This window comes from Legionella nagasakiensis (assembly GCF_900639915.1).
GTDB lineage: Bacteria > Pseudomonadota > Gammaproteobacteria > Legionellales > Legionellaceae > Legionella_A > Legionella_A nagasakiensis.
On the sequence record NZ_CAAAID010000006.1, the window covers coordinates 101,692 to 120,592 of the forward strand.

Consider the following 18,901-nt stretch of genomic DNA (forward strand, 5'->3'; position numbering starts at 1 on the left):
ATAAAATTACTTTTCAACCGGGTAACCGCAAATTTCCCATTCCATAATTCCACCATCAACAGAATAAACGTGTTGATAGCCCATTTTTATAAGACAGTCCGCAGCATAAAGCGAGCGAACGCCGCCACGACAATGGAGATAAATCGGACAATCACGTTTTGGGATTTCCTGCTCAATTTGAGTCGTGAGCTTGTCTTTTGGGATATGCCGTGCTCCTGCAATGCGTCCCTCTTGCCATTCATGAAGTTCGCGTACATCAATGAGGCATAATTTGGGGTCGGCATCGCGGCGTCTTTTTAATTCATGGACGGTGATGGTCGCTACTTGATTGTCGGTCATAATCAGCCTCTCGAACGATAGGACGGGTCAATGTGGAATGATGAATAAACCAATAAATGGTTGCTGTAATTACTCCGCCAATTAATGTTGCAAATGCCCAGGTAGCAGCGGATACCAGAGCAGGACGTTGTCCTATTTTATATAAAATGCCGGCATCACGCGCAACAGCCCCAGCAAAAATAACATGTAAAATGGCATTGATTAAAATTAACAAATAATAAAACGTTTGTATTTGACTGCTAAATTGTTGCACAAGATCGGGCAGCATCCGCGAACTTCCTCATAGCAGATTGAATTTGCTTCTCATCATATCAGAAAAATGATTGAAAGCATTAGCATAGATTGAAATAATCAGAACTGTCCCATTAAACGCTCGCAAAGACAGATTAATGGGACAGTATTGCTTAAATAATAACCAAATGACTGAATCAACATTTCTTTGTTAACGCAAAGATTGAGGGTTATTCATAAGTTCTGGAAGTTATTTTTGAATGGTTGTAAAACCTGAGCTAATATCCATGCATCGATTTATTGATTAAGAGGATAGCAAGTGATTGATATGCCCGTACCTCATTTAACTACAGCGCATACTGGCCCACTGCATCATGTAGAGCATGTTATTTTAAATCAAGTTGCTGCCATTGAAGCGTGGTTTCGTCGTCAATGGCAAAAGACTCCCCCCCCAATTACTTCATCGGTTGATTTACGGCATGCCGGTTTTAAATTGGCACCGGTGGATACCAATTTATTTCCGGCGGGTTTTAATAATTTAAATCGCGACTTTTTCCCTTTATGCATTCAGGCAGCGCAATCGGTGCTCGGAGAGCATTATCCCAGTTGCACTAAAATACTTCTTCTACCCGAAAGCCATACCCGTAATCGTTTTTATTTGCAAAGTCTGAGCGTATTGCGTGATATTTTTGTCAAGGCAGGATTTGTGGTTCGCATTGGCAGTCTGGACTCTGCAATTACAAAGCCAACCGAATTGGTGACGGACGACGGAGATGTTTTGTTGGTTGAACCTGTATTACGCGTTGGCAATAAAGTTGGCTTAGCGGATTTTGATCCTTGTTTGTTATTGTTAAACAATGATTTGTCCTCCGGTGTGCCGGATATTTTGCAAGACTTGCAACAAAACATTCAACCTACGGCTAAGTTGGGTTGGGCATCACGGTTAAAATCTAGCCATTTTCATTATTTTACTGAAATTGCCAAAGAATTTGCGGCACTGGTAAAGATGGATTCGTGGTTAATTTGCCCGGCTTTCAGTGCGGTTGACAGCATTGATTTTATGGCTCAGGAAGGCATTGAGGCTTTGGTGGAAGCGGTTGATCAACTCATCAATACCATTCGTGAAAAATACACAGCTTATGGTATTTTGGAAAAGCCTTTTGTTGCGATAAAGGCGGATAATGGAACGTATGGAATGAGTGTGATGATGGTGCATGAAGGGAAACAAATCTTACAATTGAATCGTAAACAGCGTACGCGCATGGCGGCCAGTAAGGGCAGTAGGAAAGTCAGTCGAGTGATCATTCAGGAAGGTGTTTATACGTTTGAAACGATGCCGGATGGTTCCGTGGCAGAGCCTGTTGTCTATATGATTGGTCAATTTGTTGTTGGCGGTTTTTATCGCGTGCATCATGGTCGTGGCAAGGCAGAAAATTTAAATGCACCGGGCATGCATTTTGAACCTTTAGCCTTTGCGCAGGCTTGCAATACACCGTGCGAAGATTTAGCGGTGGTCGATTATCCTAATCGTTTTTATGCCTATGGAGTCATTGCGCGTCTGGCGGCGTTGGCTGCAGCTCGTGAAATTGCTGCAATTGCTTGAGTGTTGCTTTGAAAACTTTTCCTAACCTCTTTAATAAAGGGAGGAATCGTTTTTGATTAACTGACTTGAAGCGAGATAAATTATGAAAATTGGCGTGTTAATGGATCCGTTATCCAAGATAAAGCCTTATAAAGATTCGACGGTGGCAATGATGCAAAGCGCCCAGTCTTTAGGTTGGTCTTGCGCCTATTTTACGCAATCCGATTTGTTTTGCCATGAAGGACGTGCTCATGCGCATGTGTTTGCTATTCACTTGCAGGATGAATCAAAAGCCGATTGGGCAGAAACAACGTCATTGGGGGAACAGCCTTTGGCGTCATTTGATATCATTTTGATGCGCAAAGACCCACCCTTTGACATGGAATATATTTATGCAACGTATGCTTTGGAGCTGGCTGAACAGGAAGGCGTGCTGGTGGCCAATAAACCGCAGAGTTTACGGGACGCTAATGAAAAATTCTTTACCTTGAATTTTCCGCAATGTTGTCCACCAACGCTGGTAAGTCAGGATATTCAGCGATTACGGGCGTTCTGGCAACAACACCGTGATGTTATTTTCAAGCCTCTAGAGGGTATGGGAGGAAGCGCCGTATTCCATGTGGATGAAAAAGGACATAATCTGTCGGTGATTTTAGAAACACTGACTCATGGTCAAACGGTCAGCGTTATGGCACAACAATACATTCCTGAAATCATCACGCACGGAGATAAGCGGATTTTGTTGATTGATGGGGAACCGGTTCCTTATGCACTGGCTCGTATTCCGGCAAAAGGCGAATTACGTGGTAATCTGGCCGCTGGTGCACAAGGTAAAGTGGTTGCCATCAATGAGCGTGATCGCTGGCTTTGTGCGCAACTGGCTCCTGTTCTAAAAGCCAAGGGCTTGTATTTTGTGGGCATTGATGTCATTGGCGACTATTTAACTGAAATTAATGTGACCAGTCCTACCTGTATTCGTGAAATAGCAACTGAAACCGGCTTGGATATTGCCGGCGATTATTTACGCTGCCTTGCAGCAAAGCGTCAGATCCTAAAGGTCGTTAGTTAAATTCAAGCTGCCGCCATGCTTCAAAAAGAATGATGGCAACGGCATTGGACAAATTCAGACTGCGGCTTTCAGGGCGCATGGGGATACGAATCGTTTGATAAGCATTCAATACATGCGTTGGCAGTCCTTTGGTTTCAGGCCCAAACAGCAGCATGTCATCTTGTTCGTAAGTGATATCACTATAGCATTGACGGGCCTTGGTTGAGCAGGCATAAATTCGCCGCTTTTGATTTTGCGCAAGAAAAGATTGTTCATTCTCATAATGAATGATATGGGCCCATTCATGGTAATCCAGACCAGCTCGCCGCATGCGTTTATCATCCAGAGCGAATCCAAGCGGATGAATTAAATGCAATTGTGCGCCGCTGTTGGCGCACAATCGTATGATGTTGCCGGTATTTGGCGGAATTTCAGGCTGAAACAGAGCGATGTGCAGCATCTTTGGCAGCGGCAGTTAATGGAAACTCAGGCTCATTGGCATCAGCAGGCGGTTGCATGCTGTCATCGTCATCGCCTTCATCGTCGACGTATAATGAGCCCAAGTTGTCCTGGGCGCCATTAATGCGATAATTGCGATTTTGCAAATAAGCGTCACGAACGAAGGTATACTGATCCATGGCTTCAGCGATTAAGCGATCGTTTTCCAGCATTTGCGATCGCAAGTCAATATAACGCAAGCCTAAAATAGAATACAGCCATTTGTCGGATTTAATGTAAGGATATGGGGTAAACAGCGCATAATCAAACATCATGCCCATACCATCACGAATTGTACTGGGGCCTAGGAATGGGATGACCACATAAGGGGATTCCTTGTTGCCCCATTTAGCAAACGTTAAACCTAAATCATTGCTGTGGGGAGGCAAGCTAAATGAACTTGCCGCGACATCAAATACACCTGCGATTCCAAACGTGGAATTAATCAGAAAACGCCAAGTGTCTTTAATGGCATAATTCCATTCCCACTGCAACACATCATTGGCGACTGTCGGCAGCATATTGACGTTGTTATAAGCATTATTAATTCCGGCACGCACTTGCGGTGGCAGAATGACTTTATACAATTTTGCCGGCGGTTTTAGGACGGTTGCATCAAACGCTGCATTGAATGCATAAATGTTGCGGTTAATTGGCTCGTACGGGTCGACCGGATTTGTACCTTTTTGGATGCAGGATGTCGATAGCAGGGTGCTTGTGATGACAGCAAGTGTAGCAATGAAGCGCATGATGATTCTTTATTATTAGTATAATTATTAAATGGTACACTAGATACGTTGGCTTGAAAATGGTAATTGATTCCGATGATCTTTGTTTAAAACAGATGCCGAAAAACTCCCAATCTCTTTTTGCCTGGCCCGTGGGATTTTTTGTAAGTCTTAATCAAAACATCGTTATTAACGAAGCATTGTTTCCTGATTATTTTTATGTGAAAATGCGCTAAATTTTTCCTAATAGGAATATGTTATGCCAGGAAGTGCCATTTATGATTTAGGCATTGCAGAGGGACGAAAGGCCCTTGAAACAGTCATCAGCGAGCATTTACGGACTCAATATCCGTCTGAAGACATGCATTTCACATGTACGGCACAAGATGATACGCCAATTTTCATTGCCCTGGTTCCACGATTGTCTCATATTCCCAATGCCTATGGTGCTTTTGCCAGCCGGCGTATTGCCAAAGGGGAAGAATTTATTTACGCAGGAAAACGTTTGACCAATAAAGAGGCAAGTGCTGCCAGAACAGAATACCTGTATGAATTAAGCCGCGATGTTGTAGAGGATTGTGAAGAAATCGGTAATGCCACCCGCTTTGTCAATCATTCTGCCCAATATTTTAATCTTTATCCCGAAATCCGTGAAACGCCAGAAGGAAAAGAATACATTGCCTACATCGCATTAAGAGACATTGAGCCAGGCGAACAGTTGTTGATTCATTATGGACCGAGTTACAATTACCCGGAAGGGCTTGTTTATTTGCATCCCAGCGATGGCCACCGCGCCTCGGAAGATTTGATCCGAACGTTCCAATTAGCACCAAGATTGTTGTCTTTAACGATAAAAGATAAACATCGCGTTGGAGAATATTATCTTTCTCCTCTATGCCAGGCCATTTTGGACGATAAGAAATTGCCTTTAATGGCGGGAGAAGCGGCTGCTCTTTCGGTGCATTTAATGAAAGTCGATGCAAGTTCCTTAGGCTACATCAGCCCACTCATGTTGGCAGTAGCACTTGGACGTACGGCCCATACAGCCATTTTACTGGCACAAGCGGATTCTTTAAACCTTGATTTGATTGGCATGGTGGATGAGGAGCATGACGATGCTCTTCATTACGCCTTGTATCATCAACGGCCTGATTGCGCGGCTTTAATTTTGGAGGTTATCGAAAGGCAGATTGATAAAGCCATAAAAGCCAAAAATGAATTTCTTATTCTACAGGCTCGGCATCTTTTGATCTTGCAAAATAAACATGAATTATCACCTCTGCATTTGGCGGTGAAGTTTCATGATTATCAGGCCATCGAAAAACTGCTCCAGCTTTTTAAAAAACTGAGTGCTTTTCCTTTAGGTACGTTGTGCGGGATGGTTCAAAAAGATCCATTTGTGCTGGTTGATAACGATAACCTTTGCCCCTTGTTGCTTGCCATTAAAAATAACGACTGGCTTGCTATTAAACGGTTTACAATGTTTATTCAGGAAAATGATTGGGTTATTTACAATAAGAAACGAAAAAATCCCGATATAAATCATGAAGAAGCTGTGGAAAATTACGCAAACGCATTTTCTTGCCTGCATCCAAGCATGATTGAGCTGGTTTTGGAAGCGTTGCATGCCTCAGTGAACCTGTTTAATGATCGAAAATTCAACGTCAAACTTTTAAAAGCTTTGACGCTTAAAAGTCCGGAGAAAGCGGGTGAATTCTTGGACGTTGCCGCACGAATTGGAATAATTTCCCATAAAGAAAAAGCCGAGCTTGCGACGCCTAGACCACCTAAGTCGGCCAGATCTTCTGAGCTTGGCTTATTTGCATCTGCAGCAATACAAGATAGAAGAAAACGTCGTTTTGATGAAAGAGAAGCCAGTATGACCGGAATCGATAGAACTACTGTGTTGGCTAGTGGCCACCCGGTTGCGGTTCACGGTGAAGCCACAAAAATTGTTGTAACCGAACTACCACCAGATGCTTCTACATTGACTTCTGTCGGGCAAGTGGTTGCGGAACCGTTTTCTCATTTAGAAGAGCGACCTCTGGCTGCCTCTTTGAGATTTTTTCCGACTTGGGACCTGCCTTCTTTACTGCCACAATTGTGGCGAAATCCCCCACAACCATTTTTTCCGACATTTCGATGATTTAAATACTCATGGTGCTTGCGCGGTTAAAAACTGAGAATGAAGGTCACTGGACCGTCATTGCAAAGACGAACTTGCATATCCGCGCCAAAAGAGCCATAAGCCACGTGAGGATATTGTTCACGGGCGTGTTCAATGAGCGCCTTAAATAAAGCACGGCCAATGTCAGGAGAGGCGCCTTTGGTGAAGCTCGGGCGCAGGCCACGCTCGGTTTCGGCCAACAGTGTAAACTGTGGCACCAGCAACAAGCTGCCACCGACGTCTTTAAGACTTAAGTTCATTTTTCCCTGGGCGTCACTGAATATCCGATAATTCAGGCATTTTTTTACCATGCGTTTTAGGGTTTCATCTGTGTCTTGTTTTTCAAAGCCGCATAGGATAAGCAATCCTTGTCCAATATTGGCAATCGTTTCATCGTTGATGGTTACAGAAGCGTCACTGACTCGTTGCGCGACGGTTAGCATGGATTAAATCCTGGTAGATTGCGATATAGTTTCCCCGGATAGGCTTGTAGCCTGGTTGCTTGCAACCAGGAGGACAGATTGTGATGTGTTTTTCCCGGAGATGCACTATCCAGGCCGCCATGTGAATTGTCAAGTAAGGCAAAAAAGTCTCCTGTGACCAGAAAGCAGGTCTTTTTTCTTTTACAACTATTGTTCTAAAAAAGTCTATTACACGTTTCTAAAAAGTACAATTAATCATTCATCGATCTTCTTATTAGATCATACTGCCATTCGTGCTCGAAACCGTAGTTTCGTCACAAGTTGTCTATTCGGTTTAATAAGTGCTGGCCCCAAACTACGTATTACGTGATAGACGACTTCAAGATACTCAAGTCGCTTCACAGCTTGGATTCTGTATCTTTGCGAATTCCTCGCCAAGCAACTTCGATTTCCAAACTCGGAATATAAATACTCTGCAAACAACCAGCTGATAACTGCTCCGCCAGCTTCTTTGCATCGCGTTTATCCGTCTTTACTCGGTCTCGAGATGCACTCTCAACTGAACCAGCGTTCACTACAATATTCTCTATCCCAGAATCAATAAGCGCTTGTAACACAAAACCACTAAAACCCGCTTACATAGCTCAGCCCCAGAAAAATATTCCTTGAGTTGCCCTATCAGTTCCTTCGCCCTCGCCCCCATGTTCCAACTCTTTACTCTTGCTCCCTCGCACACACAATAGACTGAGTAACTTTTTTTATGAACATCTATTCCGATGAATCCCACTTTGTTCGTATAACCTCCTTCCATAAGAGTCTCCTTTATCTTGCCTGAGATTTGTTAATTTACATTAACAGGAGACTCTTTCTATAATCTTTCCTTCTTTTATTTAACCATAGCAACTACAGATTGGATGAATTGTAGCCTGGTTAACGCGTGAGCGATAACCGGGTTTGTCTGGGCATTAATCCCGGATATTGCTTCGCACTGTCCAGGCTGAGTGTGGTTAAAATTCGCGTGCCAATGCCTCCTCTAAATCCGGGTAGGCGAATTTAAACCCTTCTTCCGGTAAGCGTTTGGGCACGACGCGTTGGCCGCGATTGATGAGACACTCGCCCATCTCACCGAATAGCAAACGGATAACAAACGCCGGTGTTTTTAAAAATAAAGGCCGGTGCATGGCTTTGGCCAATAGTCTTGCGAATTCTTTTTGCGGCACGGGATTGGGAGACGTTATATTGAAAGCACCAATGAGGTCAGGGTGCTCCAATAAAAAATGAAACGCGCGGATGACATCGGCAATGTGCACCCAGGAAATGATTTGCTCGCCATCGCCAATGATGCTCCCTAAACTTAAGTTAAAACTCGGGGCAAGTTTTTTCAGCATGCCTTGACCGCTCTTTAAGACCACACCAAAACGGGTGATGGTCACCGGCATGCCATAATCAATCGCTGGTTGCAGCGATTTTTGCCAGCGAATGCCCACCTCACTTAAAAAGTCGCGAGGATGGTCAAAATCGATGGGGCTGTCTTCATCGAACGCATGAGAGGTATCCTTGTCTTGTACTCCATAAATGCCGACGGCATTGGCGCTGTAGTAGTGTGGCTTGCACTGATGGTCAATCAACCACTGAATGAGCATTGCGTTGGTTTTAACCCGTGATTCAATGATGAGTTTTTTGGCGGATTCCGTCCAGCGTGAAGCGGCAATATTATGGCCGCATAGGTTGATTACCACATCATAATGGCCAGCTTCCAGCGAGGAAAGCCTTTGCCACGTGCAAGCCTGTACCCGTTTGCCAAATACACGTTGAATATGGTGATGATCGCGGCCAAGCACCGTAATTTGATGCTCCGCATGAAATGAATCCACCAGCTCTGAGCCAATAAATCCAGTGCCTCCTGCAAGCAAAATGTTCATTGTCATTTCCTTCCTTGTTGTTTATTTTTTGTAAAAATATGACAATTTTTGTCACTATGTATTGGTTTTGTTACAGCGGTCAGTCATTTGATATTCGTCTTCAAATCCCCTATTTAGTATGATTATAACATTGAGGCTGAATCTTGATAGCGAGGATAGTACTTAATCGATTGAAAATTCTATCATTTATTTTTTTCTGATGATCTGTCATGATAAGCATGATTTTATGAATCCTAATTGGCATCTAACTTGCATCATTAATAGATGAGTGAATTACTTTTAAAGAGGGAAACGTCATGAAAAGACAGCAAGGTTTTACCCTGATTGAGCTGATGATCGTGGTCGCCATTATTGGCATTCTGGCCGCGGTCGCCATTCCAGCCTATCAGGACTATACACTTCGGGCGAGGGTTACTGAAGGGCTGAATCTGGCTGCGGCGGCAAAACTTGCAGTGGCTGAAACAGCTATTTCTAATGGTGCTCTACCGGCGAATCAGGCCGCTACGGGTTATCCTGGCTTAACAGCAGCCACACCTAATGTAACTTCAATTACCATCGCCGGTGATGGTACTGCTGCCATTACTATTACATATGCTGCTGCAGGTATTGCGGGTAATACGCTCATTTTAACACCAACGCTGCAAGCAAATGGAGAAGTGACTTGGATTTGTACAGGAGGCGATTTAAACGATAGATACCGACCAGCAAACTGTCGATAATATTCTCATCAGTTAAAAGCCGCTTTACAGCGGCTTTTTTTATAGTGTTTGCGGCACCAGTTGATTTTTCAGCCGCACGTAATCGGGCAGGCCGCTGATGTAAGGTGGATAAGCTTCGCCTTGAATTAAGGGCCGCAGGTAGCGGCGGCAAGCCTCGGTAATGCTAAAACCATCGTCGGCAATGAATGCTTGCGGCATTTTCTTTTCCACGTTAGCAACGTCTGATAAGGCCACATGACTAATAGACCAGCGATAGGGGGCATCTTCTTCGCGCACGATGACGGGCATGATGGCGTTGTGTCCGGCGAGTGCCAGTTTCACCGCTTCTTTTCCCAAAGCATATGCCTGCTCAACGTCAACACGTGAGGCAATATGGCGGGCGGCGCGTTGCAGGTAGTCAGCCACGGCCCAATGGTATTTAAGATTTAATTCGCGTTTAATGAGTTGGGCAATGACCGGTGCGACCCCGCCTAGCTGCGCATGGCCAAAGGCATCACGCAGGCCCGAATCGCTTAAAAATAAGCCTTCTTCATTGCGAATTCCTTCGGACACGACGATGACGCAATACCCATGCTCTTTGACGCATTCATCCACGCGTTTTAAAAAGTGGGCTTCTTGGAACGGAACTTCCGGGAATAAAATGATATGGGGGGGTTCATGCGCCTGCGTGCTGGCAAGACCGCTGGCCGCCGCAATCCAGCCGGCATGGCGGCCCATGACTTCAAGAATAAACACTTTGGTGGAAGAAGCGGCCATGGAGGCGACGTCCAGACCTGCTTCCAGCGTTGAGATGGCGACGTATTTGGCAACCGAGCCAAATCCCGGGCAAGAGTCGGTAAAGGGAAGATCATTATCCACGGTTTTAGGGATGCCAATGCAGGTGATGGGAAAGCCTTTTTCGCTGCTCATGGCTGCGACTTTGTTGGCGGTGTCTTGCGAGTCGCCGCCGCCATTATAAAAGAAATAGCCAATGTCATGCGCTTTAAAGACGTCCAGCAGGCGGTTGAATTCTTCCCCATCTTTTTTAAGCTTATAACGACAGGAACCAAAAGCGCCGGCCGGCGTATGCAGCAATTTGGCGATGGCATCGTCGCTTTCCAAGGAGGTATCAATTAAACGTTCATGCAACGCACCGATGATGCCGTCTTTGGCCGCATATACTTTGCCGATTTGTTGAGGATGCAGGCGCGCGGTCTGGATGACGCCGCAGGCAGAGGCATTAATCACGGCGGTAACGCCACCAGATTGAGCGTACAAGGCATTTTTTACTGACATGGTTTCTCCATAAGTGATTGGGTTGTCATACATTCCTCCCTAACCTTCTTGTTCAAGGGCGGCTGAGAAATATGGTTTAACGGACGAATGCCTGTTATTCTATTTCATACGTTCCAATTCGGCAAAAATGATTTCAAGCGCTTGTTCATAGCGTTGTAGTCCCTGTATATGACCGCTTGTACGGAGAAGAATTTTATAAACAGTTGGCCATTTAAGTAGGCTATAATTACTTACAGAGCATTGAACAATTACCTGCCGTATTTTTATGATGAGTGATAATGACGTGGAGGAGAAGGAAATCCCGCATGATATGCATTGGATATATTTTGGTCCGAAGATCTTTGATACAAGTGGGGCGATCCGCGATTCATTTCGCAGAAACATGGCTGAATGGATTCGTGCTAACCCGCAAGCCACGTTTAAGCTATGGATCAATCAAGAGGAGTTAACTACAACACAGCGTGATGCTTTAAGGCAATATGCCGCAAGTTTTTATGGCAAATTGCAGATTTTAGATCAGAAACAAGCGACTGCCTTCATTCCTGAACTCACCGACCAAACCACCATTCAATATAATATTTATCAATTATTTTTACTGGAACTAACGCATCCACAAGGCAATTATGCCGCAGCAAGTGATTTGTTTCGACTTTTAATTCTTTATAATCAGGGAGGAGTTTATTCGGATTTGGATGTTACCTGCACTTATCGACTCAAAGAACACATGAAAGCCCCTTTGGGGCTGTTGGTGTATTTTTCAAAATTTGTGATTAAAAAGGAAATGATTTACGGCAATATGTCGAATTGTGTGGTGGCTGCCCCTGTACATAGTCCCGTGATAATGGCACTTTTTAAAACAATACTTAGTAATTATCAGTATAATGAGAAAAAATATGGAAGTATGGAAAATTACTTGCGTTCAAGGAATTACTATGAAGTTATGAATACGAGCGGTTCTGATGCTTATCGAACGGTTCTTATTCGGAGAAATACACCTCTTTTTTTTAGAGTCCAACCACAATATTTTACCGGTGAGCGGTGCTTTCTCATTGATTTTTTGACCCAGTCCATTGATCCCGAAGCAGTTGCTCGGCAAATTGCATCTGGATTGTTACAAACAAACATGAGTCAAGAGGAGTTAAGTACTATCCCGCCACGACGTTGGGATGCGGAATTCACTCAGTCTTTATTAAGCTCAACGTTTGAGAAAGCTTGGGCACATCCTAAACAAACACTTTCGGAAGAAACGGAAGCACCTGAAACGACGAAGCCAGTACGTAGTCCGCGATAAATGAATCAAGGAATCAACATGAAACGATTTAAGCCTAGTTTTAAATTATTTCCCCTAGTTACAATAGAGCCGAATATGGAGGAAGGCATTTATAGTTTTTGACTAATAATTGGACAAGAATATGGTTTACCACAAATTCCCAACAATTTATTCCTCAAAAAAACAAAGAGAGAATAATGGATTTTCTTAATAAATTTCCTTCTCGAAGGATTTCACTTATCTACGACAGTCGATTGCTGGATACCCAAGGCCAAGAAGATTTTCTTAATTTTCAAAAGGAATTAAGCCTTTTAAATAAATCGAGTCAGATCGATTTTTATGATTTTTCCGAAAATAGTTTTCAAAACAATCTTCTAGATTCTAACGAATTAACACTGTATGAATTAGCGAATACTGAATTACAAAATTTATTTAAAGGTGGAAATGTGGCTGCAGCAAGTGACATTGTTCGCACTTTAAGCGTAGTCTATCGTTTAGGCATTTACACGGACTTTGACGTTGAATTTTTGAATTCCAACTTAGAACGATTCAAGACGTCAAGTCCTTTTCTTTGCAGTGTTAAAGGAAAAGTTCGTTGTAACGATGTTTTGGCTATTCATCCGGAAATGGGGCTTAAAAAAGATTTATTAAACAAATACCATGACAATATAAGGTTATCTTATCGTTTATGTAAGGAGTATAACTCAGAAGAAAGAAACCAACTTAGACTAGAAATGGTTCTTAATTTTCTGAACTTGTTCGAGGATGATCATGAGCTGGTTGAAGAAGCGATTGATAAGCTGTTCTCTATTATAAATAAAAAGTATGAAGAATTTTACTCCCTTCCCATGATTTTCTTAATCCGTAAAGCTTGTGAGGAGGCTATGGAAAATGAGGAAAATGTTAATTTAAAAAAAATTTATAAGAAAATATATATGAATAATGTGATTTCTTCGGTAGGACCCTCAGCGTTACCAAGCATGAGTTTTACTGAGGAAAGCGACTGTAGGAAGCTTCAGCAATTTGTTCGGGGACAAGTCGATTTGGTTGCTAACGATTGTGCATGGCTTCCACCCATTTTGGACAATGATAAAACTGAAAGACATGAAGAAACGCATGAGCGAGAAAATACTGGCATCCAAAGCATACGGCCCTAATCTTCTAACTAAAAAGTAGTTTAACAAGATGATTGCGGTTACATTTACACGACTTCTTGCGTGCGGTAAGAACGCTCATATTCCGCAATCACCGCATCGAGACATTGCATCAATTGGTTAAATGAGGTGGTTAGCTCATCGATGTGTTTTGCATGCTTGGCCAATGTTTCCAATTGCGCGACTTGGCTTTGTAATTGCGGTACACCACAGAAACAACAAGCGCCATGTAATTTGTGCGCCGCTCTTTCCAGATTTTGAATTTGTTTACTTTCCATCAGCCGCAAGAATTCTTCACGGTTTTTATGCAATTCTTCAACAAAATGGTTGAGGAATTCAGTAGCTAATGCTTGATTCCCAGATACTTTTTGTACGCATAATGACCAATCTATGGCTGAAGTATTGGTTTTGTTAATGGTCCTTAGTAAGTGGCGTAGCAAAACTGTTTCATCGAACGGTTTTTGCAAGCAGAGATCGATCCCTGCTTTTTGCATGGATTCATTGTTTTGCTCCATGCTGTTGGCGCTGATTAAAATAATGGGTGTGGTTTTGTTAAACAGCGATTGTTGGCGGATTAAACGGGCTGCTTCTACGCCATTGAGTTTTGGCATTTGTAAGTCGAGAAGAATGGCATTAAAACGCTTACTGTTGCATTTATTAACCGCTTGTTGTCCGTCTTCGACCGTTTCTATGCATGTTTTTTCACTTAATAAGGAATTGAGCAACATGCGATTGACGGGGTGATCTTCGGCAACCAGGAGGTTTGGTTTGGATGAGCGTAATGCGGCACGTAAGGCATCAAGTTCCTGAGCCGTTGTCGATTCTACCGAACTTGTGGCCGGTGTCTGATTTAATAGAAATTCAATAGTATCGTGTAATTTTTGAATGTTTGGTGGTTTAAATAAAAAGCGTTGTGCTCCCAGTGCCTGATGGTCTTGAATGAGCCATTTTGAAACCAATACACAAGGGATGGATTGTTTACGTAATACTTGGGCCACTTGCTGCTCACAACCTTGATTGACGCTTACAAAAGCCAAATGGCAGTCTGTATGTTGGCTGAATGCCTGTTCAAGTAGACTAAACGTTTCAATGCGAATGCATTGAATGCCCCAATAGCCAAGCCCATTGCACAGTGCTTCAAGATGTAAGGGATTGTCATCAAAACAAATAACCTTGAGATTACCAAAACGGTGGCTTTGGTGTTTTTCTATTTCATAGGCAACGAGTTTTGCCAGTTTGATGTGGACGGAAAAGGTTGAGCCTTTATGAGGCTCGCTGCTTAATGAAATCCGACCATGCATGTGTTCTGCCAGTTTTTTGCTGATAACCAATCCTAAACCAGAGCCGCCAAAACGGCGGGTGATGCTTGTATCGGCCTGATTAAAGGCATTAAACAAAGTGGCTTGATCTTCAGAGCAAATCCCAATGCCTGTGTCGGTGACGGCAAGACAAATCGTGTAATCTGTGTCGGATTCTTGCTCGATGTGGGTGCGGATAAGGACGTAGCCATGGTCGGTGAATTTGATGGCATTGCTGACTAGATTGCTGATGATTTGTTTAAGACGCAGGGGGTCACCAAGAACCGTTTTAGGAACTGCAATATCGGTTGCAGGAATCAGGTCAAGTCCTTTTTTGTGCGCATTGGGAGCGAGTAAGGAGACCACGTCATCGATGCAGGCACGAATATCCAAGGGAATATAATCCAGATGCAGTTTGCCTGCATCCATTTTGGAGTAATCAAGGATGTCGTTGATAATTGCTAAGAGATCCTGAGCAGAGGATTTAATGGTTTTCACGTAATCCAGTTGCAAGGGATCGAGTTTGCTTTCCAAGAGCACATTGGTAAATCCAATGACACCATTCATTGGTGTACGTATTTCATGGCTCATATTGGTGATGAATTCAGATTTTTGCCGGCTTTTTTCTTCACTTTTCTTTTTATCCAGAGACAGCTCGATGTTTTTTTCTTCCAGTAATTCGAGGTTTTTTTGCAAATCAGCGGTGGCGGTTTCAATGTATTGATTTAAATCATTGACCATATTTAAATAGTGTTTTTGCATGTGCGCACAGCCTTGTTCAATGATGCCAAGCTCTGCTTTGCTCGATACTTTGATTTCTGTTTCAAATTCGTTACTAAGAATCTGTTTCATACTTCGCCGCAGGCGAGCAATGGGGATATAAATTTTTTTGGATAGGAAATAATGCGTGCTTAAGCCAATCAATAAGCCTAATAAGGTAATAAAGATGGTGACAATATACATTTGATAACGTTTGATCAACGTTGCTTGCGTATCAATATCAATGGACAACCAGCCGAGGATATCATCGGCCTGAACATCAAAGGGATTATTGGGGGAGGGAAAAGGCGTAAAGGAATATAAATTGAATTTGGGCACGGTAATTGGCGCCAGGAAATTGATGCCGTAAGAATTAATCGGTCGGCTTTCAATATAATCACCAGTAAATTCTGGTGGTGTGAACGGATGTTTCAGAGAATGTTTCCCTCCGCGATAAGCCAGCAGTTGTCCTTTGGCATTATAAAAGGCGAGGGATTGTACTTCCTGATTAATGGTGGATGCATCAATCAAACCTTGTAAAATACGTTTGTCATCACGTAATAAAGCTAATTGAGCGGCTGGTAAAAGCTGGCGAATGTATGCTTCACCCAAACGGGACGTGTGTTGTTTCAAATCACGACTGAATTGGCCATTATAAAATAGCCCAAATAAAAGGGCGACCACTAATACGGGGATTAAGGTGGTTATTCTCAGCTGATATTTAATCCCAATGTTTTTCACGCTAACCTCTTGTCGCTGCCCTTGAGCGTTGTTGCCTGACTTTGCCTCTATGGCAAAGTTCGCTATACTTCGTGCAATCATAAATCATACTACGAGCATTATACAGCGGCTGGTTGTACTAAGGTATATTTCGGCACGAAATCATACGTTAGGGCTTGGTAACAAGCTCTTTAAGTGGGTTGAGGTTTCCTGGATATCGCTTCGCGCTATCCAGGCTACGAGGTTGGTGTTCGTCTGATGGTGCATCGGTTGCATCAAGGTCAGGTATTGCTTATAACGGAGCGTTTCATGATGGTTCGAACCCGGTTTGCCCCAAGCCCGACAGGTTTTTTGCATGTTGGTGGAGTACGTACGGCTTTATTTTCCTGGCTCTATGCGAAACACCATCAAGGTGAATTTGTTTTACGCATTGAAGATACGGATCGTGAGCGCTCTACTCAGGAGTCCGTGCAGGCCATTCTTGATGGTATGCATTGGCTTGGTCTGGATTATCACCATGGGCCTTTTTATCAGACTGAACGTTATCCACGTTATTTGCAAATCATCCAACAGTTGTTGGATGAAGGCAAAGCCTATCGATGTTATTGCAGTAAGGAGCGTTTGGAAGTGTTGCGAGAATCGCAATTGGCCGCCAAGGAAAAACCACGTTACGATGGTCATTGCCGTGATAAACAGTTACCGGAGACGAATGAGCCTCATGTGATACGGTTTAAAACCCCCCTTGAAGGTGTGGTGTCATTTTCAGATCAGGTTTATGGGGATATTCATGTCAATAACATGGAGTTAGATGATTTAATATTGCGGCGCTCCGATGGTCATCCTACCTACAATTTTGCTGTAGTCATCGACGATTGGGACATGGAAATTACCCATGTCATTCGCGGGGATGATCATATTAATAATACACCAAGGCAAATTAATTTATTTAAAGCATTAGGCGCTCCTATTCCTGTTTTTGCTCATTTACCGATGATTCTTGGTGAAGATGGCAAACGTTTATCGAAACGTCATGGTGCGGTTAGTGTCTTGCAATTTAAGGAATTGGGGATTCTTCCTCATGCCTTATTAAATTATCTGGTGCGCCTCGGTTGGTCTTGTGGTGATCAGGAAATTTTTAGTCTGCAGGACATGGTGGATTGTTTTGATTTGAACAATGTTAGCCGGGGCGCTGCAAGCTTTAATTATGAGAAATTATATTGGTTAAACCAACATTATCAAAAATATGACCCCCCGGCGGAGGTGGCAAAAGCACTGCAATGGCATTTTGTACAGCAAGGGATTGATGTTAAGCAGGGACCTGCACTGACTGATTTGGTGCAAGTACAGGCTGAGCGTTGTAAAACACTGGCCGAGATCTGTGAAACAAGCCACTATTTTTATTCAGATGAGATTGAATACGATAAAGATGCCGTGAAAAAGCATTTGCGTCCAGTTATTCTTGAACCTTTAACGGCTCTTTATGAACGATTGCAGCACGTTCAACCATGGCAGCGTGATGTATTGCAACAATGCATTAATGATGTTAGTGCAGAATTTAATATCAATATGGGGAAGATTGCGCAGCCTCTGCGTGTGTCTGTGACTGGTACCAGTACGTCTCCTTCGATTGATATGACCTTGACCTTGCTTGGGAAGCAAAGAGTACTTGATCGTTTGCAAAAAGCGTTACAGCAAATTCGAGAGCGAAGCGGGGCGGAGTGAGTTAAAAATCCCTCCCTAACTTCTTCCTTTTTTAAAGGGCATGATTCTCAAACTAACTTTTAAGTACCTTCCTTTGGGATTTGTAAAGCCATTTTAAAGCTCAACTTTTTATCATATTAGCCGATATCATTACAAAATGGGAATGGTTAGGTGAATATCATGAAAGAAAAACATTTTGCTTACAGAATTCAGCGGGAAGTCAGTGGCTTGGTTTGTACTCAGCATGAATTTGAAGAAGATAAGATGGTGGATTTATTAAAAGACATTCAAAAAGCCCGTACCCAAGGCATTTACTGGATTTTTAAACAATTGGATGGCAAACCACAAGAAGCACTCAGCATCATTGATTGTGAGCATGGTCGGATTTATTACCATTACTCGGGTGAAGTGGAAGATTTACAAGACACGATTAAAAAATTAGATAAATACAGGACTTCCGAAAAACCTCAAGGTCAAGGCAAAAAGAAATGTTGATGAGGGAGTTTAGACAAACTAAATGACCGAATTAACATTTCTTTTTAACACAGAGATTGGGAATTTTCGGAAGTCCTGAAATGATTTATTGGTTTGTAAGGTGATAGGCTCTGGTCTATTATTTGGATTCAATTGAAAAGGAAAAAGTCATGGCGAATAACTTAACGTTAAGTAAACTCATTGGATTAGGTATACTGGTGCTTCCTATGGCCTGTTGGTCTGAAACGTCAACCAATAACCAGGAAATGGCTAAGGATGAATGGTTACAAAAAATCAAAGAAATCATTCCGGAACCAATATGCAAGGGGTTTATGGAGGATGCGTCGGTAGCTGGTCGCTTGAAAGAACTTAAGATAAGTTATCAGGACTGTGTTGATAAGATTCCTGCCATTACCGAAAAATGTCAAAAGAAATATTACAATGATTTGCCAGCCATGATAAATCAGAAAAGTGCTGCTAAATGGGGGCGAACCATTGGTGAGTGTATTGGTATGGATTTTGCTGTGAATTATTTATATTCGGAAGGAAAATCTGCCAAGGGTACTTCTGCAAAACAACCTTAGATTTAGAAAT

18 protein-coding genes are annotated in these 18,901 nt (G+C 42.9%); 9 read left to right on the forward strand and 9 right to left on the reverse strand.

Annotated elements, in window-relative coordinates:
* Window positions 1–6: 6 nt before the first annotated feature.
* Window positions 7–339 (reverse strand): rhodanese-like domain-containing protein, encoded by a 333-nt coding sequence (locus E1O52_RS06960; RefSeq protein ID WP_133127988.1) that lies wholly within the window; start codon window positions 337–339, stop codon window positions 7–9.
* A complete protein-coding gene (locus E1O52_RS06965; protein WP_133127989.1) occupies window positions 302–607 on the reverse strand; it encodes a hypothetical protein in 306 nt (101 codons plus the stop codon). Before E1O52_RS06965 ends, E1O52_RS06960 begins: the two co-directional genes overlap by 38 nt.
* Before the next feature lie 291 nt (window positions 608–898).
* Between E1O52_RS06965 and gshA the strand changes: the two genes are divergently transcribed.
* Window positions 899–2,173, forward strand: a complete 1,275-nt coding sequence (gshA, locus tag E1O52_RS06970) for a glutamate--cysteine ligase (RefSeq protein ID WP_133128027.1) — start codon at window positions 899–901, stop codon at window positions 2,171–2,173.
* 82 nt (window positions 2,174–2,255) lie between these two features.
* Window positions 2,256–3,221, forward strand: coding sequence for a glutathione synthase (gene gshB / locus E1O52_RS06975; RefSeq protein ID WP_165474735.1), 966 nt, complete (start codon window positions 2,256–2,258; stop codon window positions 3,219–3,221).
* Here gshB and trmL read toward each other — a convergent pair.
* The gene (gene trmL, locus E1O52_RS06980) at window positions 3,214–3,660 is read right to left on the reverse strand and encodes a tRNA (uridine(34)/cytosine(34)/5-carboxymethylaminomethyluridine(34)-2'-O)-methyltransferase TrmL (protein ID WP_133127991.1); all 447 of its coding nucleotides are present in this window, start codon (window positions 3,658–3,660) and stop codon (window positions 3,214–3,216) included. The two genes, gshB and trmL, sit on opposite strands and share 8 nt — an antisense overlap.
* Window positions 3,632–4,447: an MlaA family lipoprotein gene (locus E1O52_RS06985; RefSeq protein WP_133127992.1), complete on the reverse strand. Its 816-nt coding sequence runs from the start codon at window positions 4,445–4,447 to the stop codon at window positions 3,632–3,634. Before E1O52_RS06985 ends, trmL begins: the two co-directional genes overlap by 29 nt.
* Before the next feature lie 238 nt (window positions 4,448–4,685).
* On the opposite strand from E1O52_RS06985, the gene E1O52_RS06990 reads away from it, so the two are divergent.
* The gene (locus E1O52_RS06990) at window positions 4,686–6,572 is read left to right on the forward strand and encodes an SET domain-containing protein-lysine N-methyltransferase (protein ID WP_133127993.1); all 1,887 of its coding nucleotides are present in this window, start codon (window positions 4,686–4,688) and stop codon (window positions 6,570–6,572) included.
* 26 nt (window positions 6,573–6,598) lie between these two features.
* On the opposite strand, the gene dtd is transcribed toward E1O52_RS06990, so the two are convergent.
* The 3 genes from dtd to E1O52_RS07005 all read right to left on the reverse strand — a co-directional run bounded on the left by dtd (window position 6,599) and on the right by E1O52_RS07005 (window position 8,943).
* Window positions 6,599–7,036 carry a D-aminoacyl-tRNA deacylase gene (gene dtd / locus E1O52_RS06995; protein ID WP_133127994.1) on the reverse strand — a complete coding sequence of 146 codons (438 nt, stop codon included), beginning with the start codon at window positions 7,034–7,036 and terminating at the stop codon, window positions 6,599–6,601.
* Window positions 7,037–7,601: 565 nt separating this feature from the next.
* On the reverse strand, window positions 7,602–7,826 hold the full coding sequence (locus tag E1O52_RS07000; protein ID WP_133127995.1) for a hypothetical protein: 225 nt from the start codon (window positions 7,824–7,826) through the stop codon (window positions 7,602–7,604).
* Between the two features lie 196 nt (window positions 7,827–8,022).
* Window positions 8,023–8,943, reverse strand: coding sequence for a TIGR01777 family oxidoreductase (locus tag E1O52_RS07005; RefSeq protein WP_242602193.1), 921 nt, complete (start codon window positions 8,941–8,943; stop codon window positions 8,023–8,025).
* 290 nt (window positions 8,944–9,233) lie between these two features.
* On the opposite strand from E1O52_RS07005, the gene E1O52_RS07010 reads away from it, so the two are divergent.
* Window positions 9,234–9,656: a pilin gene (locus tag E1O52_RS07010; protein WP_133127996.1), complete on the forward strand. Its 423-nt coding sequence runs from the start codon at window positions 9,234–9,236 to the stop codon at window positions 9,654–9,656.
* A 39-nt stretch (window positions 9,657–9,695) separates the two neighbouring features.
* Here the strand turns inward: E1O52_RS07010 and E1O52_RS07015 are convergent, their stop codons facing one another.
* Complete coding sequence (locus tag E1O52_RS07015) at window positions 9,696–10,931, reverse strand: 6-phosphofructokinase (protein ID WP_133127997.1); 1,236 nt, start codon at window positions 10,929–10,931, stop codon at window positions 9,696–9,698.
* 310 nt (window positions 10,932–11,241) lie between these two features.
* Here E1O52_RS07015 and E1O52_RS07020 point away from each other — a divergent pair, with 310 nt between their 5' ends.
* A complete protein-coding gene (locus E1O52_RS07020; RefSeq protein WP_207384187.1) occupies window positions 11,242–12,222 on the forward strand; it encodes a glycosyltransferase in 981 nt (326 codons plus the stop codon).
* Window positions 12,223–12,320: 98 nt separating this feature from the next.
* Complete coding sequence (locus E1O52_RS07025; RefSeq protein ID WP_133127999.1) at window positions 12,321–13,358, forward strand: glycosyltransferase family 88 protein; 1,038 nt, start codon at window positions 12,321–12,323, stop codon at window positions 13,356–13,358.
* 44 nt (window positions 13,359–13,402) lie between these two features.
* On the opposite strand, the gene letS is transcribed toward E1O52_RS07025, so the two are convergent.
* Complete coding sequence (gene letS / locus E1O52_RS07030; RefSeq protein ID WP_133128029.1) at window positions 13,403–16,153, reverse strand: two-component system sensor histidine kinase LetS; 2,751 nt, start codon at window positions 16,151–16,153, stop codon at window positions 13,403–13,405.
* Window positions 16,154–16,441: 288 nt separating this feature from the next.
* On the opposite strand from letS, the gene gltX reads away from it, so the two are divergent.
* From gltX to E1O52_RS07045, 3 genes are all read left to right on the forward strand, one after another.
* The gene (gene gltX, locus E1O52_RS07035; protein ID WP_133128000.1) at window positions 16,442–17,854 is read left to right on the forward strand and encodes a glutamate--tRNA ligase; all 1,413 of its coding nucleotides are present in this window, start codon (window positions 16,442–16,444) and stop codon (window positions 17,852–17,854) included.
* 159 nt (window positions 17,855–18,013) lie between these two features.
* Window positions 18,014–18,328, forward strand: a complete 315-nt coding sequence (locus E1O52_RS07040; protein WP_133128001.1) for a hypothetical protein — start codon at window positions 18,014–18,016, stop codon at window positions 18,326–18,328.
* 149 nt (window positions 18,329–18,477) lie between these two features.
* Window positions 18,478–18,891 carry a hypothetical protein gene (locus E1O52_RS07045; protein ID WP_133128002.1) on the forward strand — a complete coding sequence of 138 codons (414 nt, stop codon included), beginning with the start codon at window positions 18,478–18,480 and terminating at the stop codon, window positions 18,889–18,891.
* Window positions 18,892–18,901: the final 10 nt, after the last annotated feature.